The organism is Paenibacillus enshidis, assembly GCF_042136365.1.
GTDB classification, from domain to species: domain Bacteria; phylum Bacillota; class Bacilli; order Paenibacillales; family Paenibacillaceae; genus Paenibacillus; species Paenibacillus enshidis.
Genome location: NZ_JBHHMI010000047.1, coordinates 1 through 13,425, shown reverse-complemented (window position 1 = coordinate 13,425; position 13,425 = coordinate 1). Strand labels below are relative to the sequence as shown.

14 protein-coding genes and 1 pseudogene are annotated in these 13,425 nt (G+C 48.8%); 4 read left to right on the top strand and 11 right to left on the bottom strand.

Features of this window, described 5'->3' with window-relative positions; translation table 11 throughout:
• Positions 1-549 precede the first annotated feature (549 nt).
• From ACE41H_RS24535 to rfbH, 9 genes are all read right to left on the bottom strand, one after another.
• The gene (locus ACE41H_RS24535) at positions 550-1,167 is read right to left on the bottom strand and encodes a DNA-binding protein (protein ID WP_375358197.1); all 618 of its coding nucleotides are present in this window, start codon (positions 1,165-1,167) and stop codon (positions 550-552) included.
• 159 nt (positions 1,168-1,326) lie between these two features.
• The gene (locus tag ACE41H_RS24530; protein WP_375358196.1) at positions 1,327-1,554 is read right to left on the bottom strand and encodes a helix-turn-helix transcriptional regulator; all 228 of its coding nucleotides are present in this window, start codon (positions 1,552-1,554) and stop codon (positions 1,327-1,329) included.
• Positions 1,555-1,820: 266 nt separating this feature from the next.
• Positions 1,821-2,252 carry a hypothetical protein gene (locus ACE41H_RS24525; protein ID WP_375358195.1) on the bottom strand — a complete coding sequence of 144 codons (432 nt, stop codon included), beginning with the start codon at positions 2,250-2,252 and terminating at the stop codon, positions 1,821-1,823.
• 260 nt (positions 2,253-2,512) lie between these two features.
• Positions 2,513-2,701 carry a hypothetical protein gene (locus ACE41H_RS24520; protein WP_375358194.1) on the bottom strand — a complete coding sequence of 63 codons (189 nt, stop codon included), beginning with the start codon at positions 2,699-2,701 and terminating at the stop codon, positions 2,513-2,515.
• A complete protein-coding gene (locus ACE41H_RS24515) occupies positions 2,698-3,690 on the bottom strand; it encodes a nucleotide-binding protein (RefSeq protein ID WP_375358193.1) in 993 nt (330 codons plus the stop codon). The genes ACE41H_RS24520 and ACE41H_RS24515 overlap by 4 nt, the downstream gene beginning before the upstream one ends.
• Positions 3,691-4,062: 372 nt before the next feature.
• Positions 4,063-5,835, bottom strand: coding sequence for a thiamine pyrophosphate-binding protein (locus tag ACE41H_RS24510; RefSeq protein WP_375358192.1), 1,773 nt, complete (start codon positions 5,833-5,835; stop codon positions 4,063-4,065).
• Positions 5,836-5,868: 33 nt separating this feature from the next.
• Positions 5,869-6,957, bottom strand: a complete 1,089-nt coding sequence (gene rfbG / locus ACE41H_RS24505; protein ID WP_375358191.1) for a CDP-glucose 4,6-dehydratase — start codon at positions 6,955-6,957, stop codon at positions 5,869-5,871.
• Positions 6,958-6,970: 13 nt separating this feature from the next.
• Positions 6,971-7,750 (bottom strand): glucose-1-phosphate cytidylyltransferase, encoded by a 780-nt coding sequence (gene rfbF / locus ACE41H_RS24500; protein WP_375358190.1) that lies wholly within the window; start codon positions 7,748-7,750, stop codon positions 6,971-6,973.
• Positions 7,747-9,075 (bottom strand): lipopolysaccharide biosynthesis protein RfbH, encoded by a 1,329-nt coding sequence (gene rfbH, locus ACE41H_RS24495; protein ID WP_375358189.1) that lies wholly within the window; start codon positions 9,073-9,075, stop codon positions 7,747-7,749. The genes rfbF and rfbH overlap by 4 nt, the downstream gene beginning before the upstream one ends.
• Positions 9,076-9,272: 197 nt before the next feature.
• Here rfbH and ACE41H_RS24490 point away from each other — a divergent pair, with 197 nt between their 5' ends.
• From ACE41H_RS24490 to ACE41H_RS24480, 3 genes are all read left to right on the top strand, one after another.
• Positions 9,273-10,082, top strand: coding sequence for an aldo/keto reductase (locus ACE41H_RS24490; RefSeq protein WP_375358198.1), 810 nt, complete (start codon positions 9,273-9,275; stop codon positions 10,080-10,082).
• A 94-nt stretch (positions 10,083-10,176) separates the two neighbouring features.
• Positions 10,177-10,473, top strand: a complete 297-nt coding sequence (locus ACE41H_RS24485) for a hypothetical protein (protein WP_375358188.1) — start codon at positions 10,177-10,179, stop codon at positions 10,471-10,473.
• A gap of 73 nt (positions 10,474-10,546) precedes the next feature.
• The gene (locus ACE41H_RS24480) at positions 10,547-11,110 is read left to right on the top strand and encodes a hypothetical protein (protein ID WP_375358187.1); all 564 of its coding nucleotides are present in this window, start codon (positions 10,547-10,549) and stop codon (positions 11,108-11,110) included.
• An 85-nt stretch (positions 11,111-11,195) separates the two neighbouring features.
• Here the strand turns inward: ACE41H_RS24480 and ACE41H_RS24475 are convergent, their stop codons facing one another.
• The gene (locus ACE41H_RS24475; RefSeq protein ID WP_375358186.1) at positions 11,196-12,302 is read right to left on the bottom strand and encodes a glycosyltransferase family 2 protein; all 1,107 of its coding nucleotides are present in this window, start codon (positions 12,300-12,302) and stop codon (positions 11,196-11,198) included.
• A gap of 172 nt (positions 12,303-12,474) precedes the next feature.
• Between ACE41H_RS24475 and ACE41H_RS24470 the strand changes: the two genes are divergently transcribed.
• The gene (locus ACE41H_RS24470) at positions 12,475-12,723 is read left to right on the top strand and encodes a hypothetical protein (protein WP_375358185.1); all 249 of its coding nucleotides are present in this window, start codon (positions 12,475-12,477) and stop codon (positions 12,721-12,723) included.
• A gap of 75 nt (positions 12,724-12,798) precedes the next feature.
• On the opposite strand, the pseudogene ACE41H_RS25345 reads toward ACE41H_RS24470, so the two are convergent.
• Positions 12,799-13,425, bottom strand: a pseudogene (locus tag ACE41H_RS25345) (collagen-like protein); the annotation flags it as partial.

The following is a 13,425-nucleotide window of genomic DNA, read 5'->3' as shown; positions in this document are numbered from 1 at the left end:
CCCCCCGAACCTCCAACCCCCGCATTCTGATCAAAAGGGATAATGGTGCAAGGCTGTATGGAGAGGCACCAAGCACCGGGCATCAGGCAACAGACACCACACACCAGACACCACCTTATAGACCCCCATCTCACTCGGCCTACTAGACTCTGAGGGGGCGAATCCCCTTCTTGCAAGAAAGCTGGCAAAAAGCTGTCTGCTTTGATTCAGCGTCAATCCCAGCAGCAGATTCCGTTTTATCGCGTTATATCAGGGCCTGTTTGCCGATTTCTTGCTACGAAAGTTGAATAATTTATCCATAAAAAAACGAACGCTCCCGTCAGGGGCGTCCGTTCAAAGTTATGCTTTCGAGGTCCAGTCAGCCCCCGACGCCGTGATTTGTTGTAGACGTGGCGGGACTTGCCGGAGACAAAGGTATAGATATACTAAGAAATGCGAACACCATACCTGCTGAGATTAAAGCCTTTACCATTTTCATCTGTCAGAACTCCTTTCAAAATGGTTTGGTATGCTTCCTGCTGCTCGTCTGATGCATAACCACGGAAAGTTTCAAACAAATAGTTGGTTATTGTTTTCCTCCAATGTCGCAAAGCTTTCTATGTCCTGGGAAAATTGATGGAGGATATAATCTACATTCCAATCATTTTGATTGGCCGCCTCCATAATCGTAACCATGCCTGGTAAAATCTCTTCCGGATTATCTATGAGAAATTGGACATAATCTGACAATATTCTGTGGTTCCCTGAAATCAGATCAACGGCAAATGTGTTTGCCTTAGCCCAAAAATGAAATTTTTCAACCTCTTCCAGCCCATCTTCATCCAAACCGCGAAACCAGCTCATGTCACTATACTTGGCGATATACTCTTTGGCCCGCTCATATAAACCCTTTTTTTGATAAACCAGTGCCTTGGCGATATAACTGTATGCATAATAAAACACAAGTGGGCGTCTGGGAGGAGTGTCCACGGCTTGATGGGCAGCAGTGCGAAAGATATGCTGTTGATACAATTTGTTGGATCTCTCGTATATGTAATCTGCGATACCATCCGCTTTATCCCATTCTTCCTCACGATAGCTGATTTTGAACAGCTCGAATGCTTTGTCTAAATAATGGCTTTCAGACAGCATGAAAAGGGCTTCCTTCTTGTCTAATACTTCTTCCAACAAAAACACCTCCATTTAGATTCACGATGTGTAAATCAAAGATGGAGTGAATAGATCCCAGTATGTTACAAATATATACATATTCTGACCCCAGGTCAACTACTCTTGATACAGCGTAAAAAAGCAAAGAACACTCCACATTTAACGGGGGGAGTGTTCTTACTTTTGAATAGGGCGGCGGCGGCGTGGGCGTTTGCTGCTATCCTGCCACTCTTCTACATCACGGGGGTCAACCTCCAGAACACGGCAGATTTCCAGGGCCAGAATCACATTAGGTATGTCGTGCCCTGCTTCAACGCGTTGATAATGCCGGACAGAAGTACCAACAAGGATAGCAATCTGTTCCTGTGCAAACCTTTTTAATTCGCGTGCTTCCTTGATTTTCACCCCTGTGTACCCCTCTTGCCATGATTATTTATTCATTTATGGTAACAAAATAGGGAATAATTTATTACGACCTTATGGACACGTCCTATAGGACGTTATATAATTAATGCAGAGTGATAGATTCCAGTTCCTTCATTCTTCATCCAAGTGTATTGTTTAGTGTGCTCCTGTACGTAAGGAGTGAAGTTTTCTTCTCATTTTCGAATGAACAGACAAAAAAATGCCTTGAACACGCGAAGCGTTCAAGGCATAGCCCTACAAGGTTGTTACTTCTTTTTCGTACTCTTGCTTGCAAATTTGCTTCCAGGCTTGCTTCTGAGCTTGCTGCCAGAAGACTTGCTGACTGCTTTGCTCTTCATTTTTGCTCTGGCACTGCTCACGCTGGCCTTACGGCTAGCGGCAGCCTTGCGGCCTGCAGCGGATTTTTTCTTGAGATTCTTGTTCCGGTAGCTGCTAATCAATGGTTGATCAGGGGCCAGCGGATTCTCAAACTCGTCTCTTACGCTATACACATAAGAATGATGATACACGGGGCAGCAATGGTATTTTCGCACGATCTCAATCGGATGGATGACCTGAACGGGTTGTTTCTTGTAAATATGCTCATACTGAGTTTTCGTAGGAGCCGTAATCACTTGTTCCGGGCAATTTCCATTGTCGCAGTTGCTTGGGCCTGTACCGTAGTTGTAACCGGACACTAAAACACCTCCCCTTTCGTTATACAGCATTATATGTCCGTTCAGGGGAGGGGCTTGTTTATTCGTCTATCTTCGGCAAAATAGGTCATAGACTCGAATGCTTCCATCAATTTATTAGTGGAAGTTCTTCAGGAACACGTTGACCGTGTAGTAATTCAGCCTGCAAAGGATATAAATCATTTTGACGCTGAAATCACGTACATGGTTATAGATCGCAAAAAAAGGTGGTCTTCTTTATTAGAAGGCCACCTTTTCCAAAATTATAAAAATGAGGGCTTTTTATAAATCGCGTTCCGCGAGAATACAACCAAGCCTTCCTTATCTTTACCATTATCTCCAGGTACCATCACTACTCTTGGTAGATGTGTTGTGCCTTCCGTATCACTCAAAAAAGAGCGAACGATTTGAGTATGGTTTTTATTCTGCGAAGATTTATGATGTTTACTCAAGACCAATCACCTCCAAGTAGATTATGAACAGTACCAATTAGTCCTTGGTTTACGTCATACAAAAATTCCATTTTCTCATTGCTAATCATTTTATATCCCATTATATGGATACTCAACACATAGTGCTTACCAACAGGATAACATAATAAATATTGCTTTTCAAGCCCTATGCTCGAATCAATAAACTCGATCCTACTATTTAAATAGGCCTCTACAACTAATATTTTATGTTGTCCTTTTTCCAAATTTTGATTAACCGTAAACGGGTATGATTTTCCTTTTCCAACATTTCCAGATATCTGCTCAATCCTCTCATGATCTGCTCGCCAAAGTGCAACGCCATCAACATTAAACCCTACACAATTTGCATTATAAGAAGTCTGAACAGCAGCAGTAAGATAATCCAAGTGGTCATCCTCACGACTTATTACGTTGTGATTAAACTTTCTATAAAAGCTCACAACGGATCGAAGAGTAGGGATGATATCCTCAGGATGCTCAAAGTTCTCTAACCTTGAAATTTCTTGCAAAATATGTGAGCAGGCTACATTTACAGCAGCGTTATAATTGTAGTCCTTTTCACGAACATTATAAGTTAACACATTCAATCCGTTAAGGTCCGACGCTAAATGATAATTCTCAACAAAATCCAGCGTATTATCTGTAACTTCTGGCAACTTGTCAGGGATTAGAAAAAAGACTCTCTCACGATTTAGTCTTCCCCAAAACAGTCCCATTTCAAACAAAGTGTTATCTCGCGTAGCAAGGTAAGTTTTACCCCTCAATCGAACTAAATCATCAGCTCCAAAAACAAATACAGCAAAATCATTTGTTCTCAACTGTTCTCCGAGTGATTCCATAGTATATTTATGACCTACAAAAACCCCTGCATGCCAAGGTGTAACTTCTGCGTTATACGAAAGCAATGCTTGAATGGCATTTACATAATTAATAGCCTCTCTTGAAGATCCTATAAATATACGAACCATATGTAATAAGCTCCCTTTCTATCTATTAAGCATTATACTTTATTAGTAGAACCATTATTTGCTACACATCCCAAATAACCAAAATGATAACGTATGACTTGACTTTCATCCACATACTTAATATCATGATTATACAGAAATAATACGGATGAGTGTAGTCTTCTCCGCTTCGTTAGCTAGGGCTGACTACACTCAATAAAAACCCTTCTCCGCTTCGTTAGCAGAGTTGGGTTTTTTCATTCTATATCGTAACGCTGTCTCCCCTTCGCCTGTGGCGAACGGAAAAGTACAAAACCAGCAAAAAAGCGACCGATTAAGGTCGCTTTTCTGATACAACATATGGAGGCGACCCGGTTCGCCTCCAGCAAGGAATTAGGGCGAGTCCGGAAGGGGTTTGATTTTCATGAGGCCTGCAAGCTCGTTTCGTTCCAGAAACGGATACATATCCTCAATCGGATGGTTCACGGCCAGTTTCGGATGCACTTCTGTATCGGTCTCCAGATTGACCTCCACAAGGTAGGCTCCCTGCGTTTTCAGCGCTTCGCTGGTGATGTGCTGGGCCTCCTCAAACTTGGAAATCCGCTGGGCCGGGATGCCGTAAGCCTCCGACACCTCCACCAAGTCAGGACATCCGTAGCCTTCAACCGTCGATTGGCGGCGTCCGTCCATATACATATCCTGGAATTGCCGGACCATGCCCAGGTGATGATTATTCATAATGAAGATTTTGATCGGCAGCCGGTTTTGCACAATCGTCTGCAGCTCCTGGATGTTCACCTGGAAGCCGCCATCACCTGCAATGACCACAACTCTGCTGTCCGGCTGACACATCGCGGCTCCGATGGCCGCCGGAACGGCAAAGCCCATGGCTCCCATGCCACCCGCGTTCAACAAGCGCTGCCCCGGCTTTAATTGAAAGGACTGACTTGCCCACATCTGATGCTGACCCACATCAAGCACAATCAAATCATTCTCCTCACAGCAGGCAGACAGGAGTTGAATGTACAGATTCGGGTCGATGACGCCGGGCTTCGTCGGCTTCACACCGCTTGGATAGCGCAGCATGTAATCCTCAAGCGTCCGCTTCCAGGCCGCATATTTACGCTTCGGGGCCTGCGGTACCCGCTCGTTGATCTGCTGCAGAAACCGTTTAACATCGGCATGGATGGCCACATCTACGCTGACCTTGGCATTCAGCTCGTCGGCATCGATATCAACGTGAATCTTTTTGGCCTCACGTGCAAAGGTATCCGGCCTCGTTCCCGTCTGACGGGTATCCAGCCTGGAGCCGAGCACGAGCAGCAGGTCACAGTTCGCCACAGCCAGATTGCTGTAGCGATTTCCGTAAGAGCCGATTAACCCTACACTTAAGGGATTGGTGGTCGGCAGCACATCCAGACCGAGCAGAGAGCTGACGATGGGAATACTGCTCTTGTCTGCGAACTCCTGCAGCTCGGCGGCCGCATTGCCCGCCCGGACCCCTCCGCCGGCGAGAATCAGGGGGCGCTTCGCCTCGGCAAGCAGGTCAAGGACCTCCTCGATTTCCGGAATTTCATCAGGGCCCGCATCCCCTTCATATTGGCGGTGCTCCTCACTGCCGAAAAAGCTCTCCAGCTCATCCGGTTCAATCTCGGCACGCTGCACATTCATCGGAAGATCTAACAGCACCGGACCGGGCCGGCCATGCTGGGCGATGTACACCGCCTTTTCCAGCTCATAGCGGATGTTCTTATCGTCAGTCACCAACTTTGCAAACTTCGTAATCGGCTGGACAATGCTGACAATATCCGTCTCCTGGAAGCCAATTTGTCTGACAGGGCGGTCAAACTTGTATTCATACGTATTCACTTGCCCGGTAATGAACAAACACGGCACAGAGTCGAAATAACAGCTGCCGATCCCGGTCAGCAAATTCAGCGCCCCTGGTCCGCTGGTGGCCATGGCTACCCCAAGCTTTCCGTTGATCCGGCCGTAACCTTCGGCCGCAAAGGCGGCGGCCTGCTCATGATGCATCGATACGGTAGTGATCCCCTTGGCATCAATCGTTGAATCGATCAAATGCACAATCGCCCCGCCTGTCATTTCAAAGATATGCCTGACCCCATGACGGCTGATGAAATCGATGACATAATCGGATAATTTCATTCCTTCCTATCCCCCTTTCCAGATGACTTTCCATTAAATAGAGGCCATGTAAGATTCAATCTGATCCACACAGATCTGCCGCATCGATTCATGCTGTTGATGGGCCTGGTACCACGCTACTGTATATTGGAGAGCCGTATGGATATCCCATCTTGGAGACCAGTGCAGATTTCGTTTCGCCTTGGCGCTGTCCAGCTTCAAGTTGAGCGCTTCGTGCGGTGCCGATCCGCTCTGAATCTGATAAAAATCATCCTGGCCCCACAGCCTGCCAACCCCTCTGACCAGCCACTCCACATTGCGCTCACTGTCTTCGTCCGGGCCGAAGTTCCATGCGCCGGCGTAAGTATTCCCGTGTGTAACCATCGCTTCAATGAGCTGCAGATACCCGCTTAACGGTTCAAGCACATGCTGCCATGGACGAATCGCTGCGGGATTCCGTACCATTAAGGGACCACCTCCGCTTAATGCACGGATACAATCCGGAATGATGCGGTTCTCCGACCAATCCCCGCCCCCGATCACATTGCCGGCCCTGGCCGTGGCTACCACCGGCAGCGGAGCCGGGTGTGTATCCGGGTTGAAATAGCTGCTGCGGTAGGCTGCCGTTACCATCTCGGAGCATGCCTTGCTGTTCGAATACGGATCATAGCCACCAAGCCGGTCGCTCTCGCGGTAGCCCCACACCCATTCCCGGTTCTCATAACATTTGTCTGTCGTCACATTAAGGAAAGCCTGCAGCTTCCCATTCAGCGCCGCGGTCTGCCGAACGGCATCCAGCACGTTCACCGTTCCCATGACATTCACTTCAAACGTCTCGACTGGATGCTCATATGAATATTGAACCAGGGGCTGGGCTGCCATATGAATGACGATATCCGGCTCGGCCGCAAGCATCGTCTCCAGCAGATGCCCACGGTTACGCACATCGCCAATCACGGACCGACAGATCCCTTCGACGCCAGCCTCGGTGAATACATTCGGCTCCCCTTGCGGCTCCAGCGCATATCCCGTGATCTCTGCCCCCAGATGATGCAGCCAGAGGGTGAGCCAGCTGCCTTTAAACCCCGTATGTCCTGTAATCAGAACCTTCTTGCCCTTCCAGAACGCTCCCGATAATGCCATGGCGTTAACCTCCTTACCCTTTCTTCCAGGGAGCCCGCCCGCTTTTCCACAGCCCCTCCAGATAATTCTTGTCACGGAGGGTGTCCATCGGATGCCAGAAGCCAGTATGCTGGTAAGCCATCAACTGGCCGGAGTCGGCCAGGTTTTCCAGTGGCTCATTCTCCCACAACGTCGCATCGCCTTCAATGTAATCAAACACGGCAGGCTCAAGCACAAAAAAGCCCGCATTAATCCAGCCGCCATCCCCTTGCGGCTTCTCTTTGAACCCTAATACCTCCGAGCTCTCCCCTATATCAAGCATCCCGAACCGGCCGCTAGGCTGCGTGGCGGATACGGTGGCGAATTTTCCATGGGACCGGTGAAATTCCAGCAGCTTGTCGATGTTAACGTCGCCCACTCCGTCCCCGTAGGTCAGCATAAAAGTGGAATTGTCCACATACTTTTGAATGCGCTTGATTCTTCCCCCGGTCATCGTATCCTGGCCCGTATCGACAAGCGTGACCTTCCATGGCTCCAGATACTGATTGTGAACCGTGATCTGGTCAGACGCAGGCTTGCCGTAATCAATCGTGACATCCGAGCCGTATAAATCATAATGAGCAAAATATTCCTTAATGACGTTGGCCTTATAACCAAGACAAATGATAAATTCGTTCTGTCCGTAGTGCGAAAAAATACGCATAATATGCCACAGCAGCGGTTTATCTCCGATCTCAATCATCGGCTTCGGCTTCAGATGTGTCTCCTCACTGATACGGGTGCCATAACCGCCTGCCAAAATCACAATCTTCATACTGTTTTACCTCCGGCTCTCAAGATCTTGCCGATCGTATCCGCCGCATACTGCAGCATCTCTTCCGTTAATCCCGGATACACCCCGATCCAGAAGGTGTTGTTCATAATGTTGTCTGTATTCTTCAGTTCACCGACCACACGATGCGGAATGTCCTTGTAAGCTGGCTGGCGCAGGATATTACCCGCGAACAGCAGCCGGGTCCCGATGCGGCTCTCTTCCAGCTTCTGTACCAGCTCATTTCTGGTAACCGGCGCCCCTGCGCGCAGTGTAATCGGAAAACCGAACCAGCTCGGATCGCTGTCAGGTGTGGCTTTGGGCAAAATGAGGAACTCCTCAAGCGGCTTCAAGGCTTGCGTGAGGAAGGCAAAATTCTCCTTGCGTTTGTCGATGAAGCCCGGGAGCTTCTGCAGCTGAGCCACCCCGACCGCTGCCTGCATATCCGTCACTTTCAGGTTATATCCGATATGGCTGTACGTATATTTATGATCATAACCTGCGGGAAGATCGCCAAGCTGCCAATCGAAGCGTCTGCCGCAGGTATTGTCTACACCCGCATTGCACCAGCAATCCCGGCCCCAATCCCGGAAGGACTCAACGATCTTCTTCAGTCTTGGCGAGGAAGTCAGAACCGCACCACCTTCGCCCATCGTGATATGATGCGCCGGGTAGAAGCTGACGGTGGCCAGATCCCCGTAGGAGCCGACAATCTGACCGTTATAGACCGAGCCCACCGCGTCGCAGGTATCCTCGATTAACCAAAGATTATGCTTATCCGCGACCCGCTTCACTTCGGCCAGATTAAACGGATTGCCGAGCGTGTGTGCAATGAAAATGGCCTTGGTCTTCGGGCTAATCGCCTCTTCCAGCAGGGCTGTATTGATGTTGTAGGTTGGAATATCCACATCCAGGAATACCGGGACCGCCCCGTTCTGGAGGATCGGATTAATGGTCGTCGGGAATCCGGCCGCTACAGAAATGACTTCGCTGCCCGGCTCAATTCTCCGTTCCCCGAGACGCGGAGAGGTCAATGCGGAGAAGGCCAGCAGATTGGCGCTTGATCCCGAATTGGTCAGCATGGCATAACGTGTATTCATGAAAGCGGCGAACTCTTTTTCAAAAACTTGAGCATAACGATATGTCGTCAATACAAAATCCAAGGAAGCATCGACCAGGTTCGACAGCTCGGCAGCGTCAAACACCTTGCCGCTGACGGGAATATAATCCACGCCGGGACGGAATTTTTTTTCACGCCATTTCGCTTGATGGTATTCGGCAGTTAATTCCAGTATTTTCGTGCGCAGATCCCTATCGGATACAGACATCTAATAATCCTCCCCTATTTGCATCTATGTTTATATGTATATGTGCCCACCTGCCCATGATGTGCCAGCAAATTTAGGGGTACAAGCAGAAGCATAATTGATAACCCTGCGAATATGATGTAGCAAAACGGACAGGCAAACAGAAATGACAACCGTCTGGAGGGTGCGCTGTGATTACAGATATACAGGAACGCTGCATGCTGAACAATGGAGTGGAAATGCCCTGGCTGGGGCTGGGATTATGGAAGGTAAAGAACGCTGATGAGATCAGCCGGATCATCCGGAATGCGCTGATGGCCGGGTATCGAAGTGTGGATACCGCTGCGATTTACGGAAATGAAATGTTGGTGGGAGAAGCAGTCAAGCGTTATGGGCTGCCAAGACGGGAGCTGTTCCTAACGACCAAGCTCTGGAACAAAAATGCCACCTACGACGGAACCATCACGGCCTGCGAGACAAGCCTGCAGCGTCTGGGGACAGACTACATCGACCTTTATTTAATACATTGGCCCATTCAGGGGCAGTATCAGGAAATATGGGAAGCTTTTATCGAATTGCAAAAGCAAGGCAAGGTGAGAGCCATTGGTGTCAGCAATTTCCAGATTCATCATCTGACCGAGCTAATGTCTGGCAGCAGCGTAAAACCTGCCGTGAATCAGGTCGAGTTCCATCCTCTTCTGACCCAGGAGCCTCTGCTGGCCTTCTGCAAGCAGCATCAGATTCAGATGGAAGCCTGGAGTCCGCTGATGCAGGGAAACTTCCGCTGCATTCCCCTGCTGTCGGATATCGCTTCCGTGTACGGCAAGACGGTGCCGCAGATCATCCTGCGCTGGAATTTGCAAAAAGGCGTAATTACGATTCCCAAATCGTCCCGCCCGGAGCGCTTGGTCGAGAATGCGGACATCTTCGATTTTCACCTGTCCCAGGAGCATATGCTTGCGATTGACGCCTTGAACCTCAATCAAAGATTCGGTGAAGATCCCGATCAGTTTGCGTTCCGGGATTGACACTTTGGCAGATACGGATGTGGTATATTCTTGTTTCAACAAGCTGCTGCCTATGCTATAATATACGTAATTACGTCACCAAGGAGCTGGTATAGTGAACGAAGAAATATTGAATCAGATACTCGGCAAATTAGATTCCCTTGACACCCGTATGGATTCCTTTGAAACCCGCGTAACGGAACGTATGGATTCCCTTGAAGCCAAGGTAGACTCCCTTGATACCAAGGTGGATCGTATTGAAAGCAAGCTGGACAAGACCTTCGAACAAGTGGCTAAGAATACAGAGACCATCCATGAAATTGCAGCCACGCAACAACGACACGAGCGAATCCTTGAGGTATTGTCGAAACGGTCGATTGAGCATGAGGCTTATCTCCGCAAAGAGAAATAAAAAGGAGTATGCATAGTTCAAAATAAGCCGGAACATACTACAGCTACTACACCCGATCAAGGAGATGGCCATCATGATGCAATGGATCAAATTCGTGGTTATGGGAATTCTGTTCTGGCTGATTGCTTTTGTGTTCTTCCGGTTCCTCGGCATATATGTACTGCTTGGTCCGCAAGAATCCTATTTCACGACCTTCCTGCTCCTTATGCTGGTCGTCATATTGCTGCTGTTTGGGGGATTATCCCTTTTTGTCAGGCTGCGGATGTACAGGGCCAAAGGCGCGGCCACGCGTTTCGGACACTGGCTGGCATTCACGGGACTGGTCCTGAACGGTTTTATCGTATGGTACCGAAATGTTGTGTTTCCGCCCTTCTCACCCGGACAGCATGAAGCCTACACGATCTGTATTATTTTCGCTTGTGCGCTGGCTTTGCTGATTCCTTCCATTATGGACCGCCTGATCCGGGCGCCCAAGCCTGAGTTTCAATTTTCACGGGATGTGAATAACGATGCCGAGCCCGACAAGACGCCCAAGACTTCTACGCTGAACACGGACATCCTGGATGAACACAAGGACGATACATGGGAAGAGCATAATCCGTCAGATCCTACGCCACCAAAAGGAACCATCCCATGACCCGTCCTGGTTATCGCCATGCGGAGCACACCGGAAAAAGGCCCCTGCCTCACCACCAGGTGGCCTGATGATTCCGCTGTAATCTCTAAACAACCGACAGTTCTTTGAAGGTGATTGCCGTATTAACAGACATGAGACTCGCCAGCGTGTAATACAGGTCTGCGTCTTTTGAATTTCCGGCAGCTGCATACAAAATGCCGAGGTCCCGGCACGTTAAATGAGTTCCGCATCCCGCCCTGGTCGGATATCCCCCCTCAGACGGACCGATGTTCAACGCTTGCCGCAAGGAATCCATGGCCTTGTCGGATTCCCCCAGAGCATCAAACCCGACCGCCCTTAGATGATACAAATCCGTGAATCCGGGAAATCGGGCAATGCTTTCCTCGCTATGCCGGATGAGGTCATGGTAACGCTTCATATCTGCCAGGATCATGAGCTTGTATTTATGCGCACTGGCCACTAACACCTTCCCAGTAAGCCCCGCCGCCCTATTCAAAAATACATTTATGTTGCGGAGGGCTCCCTCCAGCTCATTCATTCTGTATAGCTCAACGCCCAAGTAATAAAAATAATACGAATATTCTGGATACTCCGCCATGGATTGCTGAAGTAGCGTTATATTGCGGCGGGTTTTATCCTGATCAACTACATTTTTAACCAGATAACCATAATGATGAACATGAATATCCACCTGTCCGAGCTGCAGACGAGGATTGAATTTCAGCATAATGGGCAAAATCTGTTCGTGAATCCTCCCTTCAAAACGGTATTGCGGCCGGTTTCGAACCATTCTCAGTAAATAATTGTGCTCCAGGCCGCCTCCTTCAAGGTGATTCCAGAACATAAATTGAATGCCCTCGATCCGCTGCTCGCGGACCGCATCCCGAGTCAGCAGCTCCTTGAGTTTGTCGGATTCATCTACATCCATCTCTTCATCGGCATCCAGCCAGAGAATCCAGTCCCCTGTCGCTTCTTCGATGCTCCGGTTGCGGGCGTCCGCAAAGCTGTCCTGCCACGGCATCTGAATGACTTTGGCTCCAAAGGCCTTCGCAATCGATACCGTATCATCCGTGGATCCGGTATCCACAATGATGATCTCATCCACAATTCTCTGGACACTGCTGAGGCATTTCGGAAGATATTTTTCCTCATTCTTGACGATCATGCATAACGAAATACTCGGCTTATCCATAACCCACCTCTTTACTAAAGTCCGGTGATTCCACCAATCTGGATTGTGCTATGTGTTTCTTCTCAGTATCTGTCATTCCATTGTATTCTCTGATAGGCCCCAGACCAACATGTGGAGCATCAGGAAATCTCATCCTCCTTGGACCGCCCGGTGTAAGCAAGAGCATCTGGCTGTGGCGCTCGGTCTTGAAACAATCAAGCAGCGGCATACCATCTATTCCATCACGGCGCACGATCTGGTGCAGACGTTAACATCAAGGTCGAGAGTTATCGCATCAAGGAGAAGAAAAAAGTCGGCTTCTTCCGTCCCGAACCGTCAGGAGAAGCCGATCGATAAAATTGGGGAATTTTCATTTGATGCTTTCGGGGATATTTATCCGATATTAACAGCGTTCATGATGACCACCCCCCATGCCCGATGAAGCGTCTGAAGGGTGGCGCAGGTCAACCTATCATTTGCTTACTACTCACCTGATGAGCAGCCAATGCATTACCGGTTAAGCCAGCTTAACAACACTTACACCTGTCGAACCATAGGTAGCAGCAGTACCTCCTTGATTTTGCAATGTTAATATACTTGCCATTGTAGTGGTTATAATGGCGTTTCCTGTCAAAACTTCATTTATACCAGGAGTAAAAATACTAGTCTGACTATTAGTACCGAATATTATATTTCCATCAAGGAATATAGCCTCAGCTACAGGAACAGATTGTGTGACTGCATTAGTTTTATAGACCACTGAGTACGTCTGATTTGCGGCTAAGCTAATGTTGCCAGCGGCGTTGGTGATTGCCGTACCGTTTTGATTAAAAGTTGCAAGTGGAATGACTCCACCGGGGGGTACAGGAACCGGGTTGGAACCTGCCGAGGTTATACCCGCAAACAAATTATTCGCCGTAACTGTAGGGCCAGTAGGGCCAGTCACGCCGGTCACACCTGTTGCTCCGGTGGCTCCGGTTAACCCCGTCAGACCCGTGACTCCCGTCAAGCCGGTCAGGCCCGTGACTCCCGTCAAACCGGTCAGACCCGTGACTCCTGTCAAGCCCGTCAGACCCGTGACTCCTGTCAAACCAGTCAGACCCGTGACTCCTGTCAAACCAGTCAGACCCGTGACTCCTGTCAA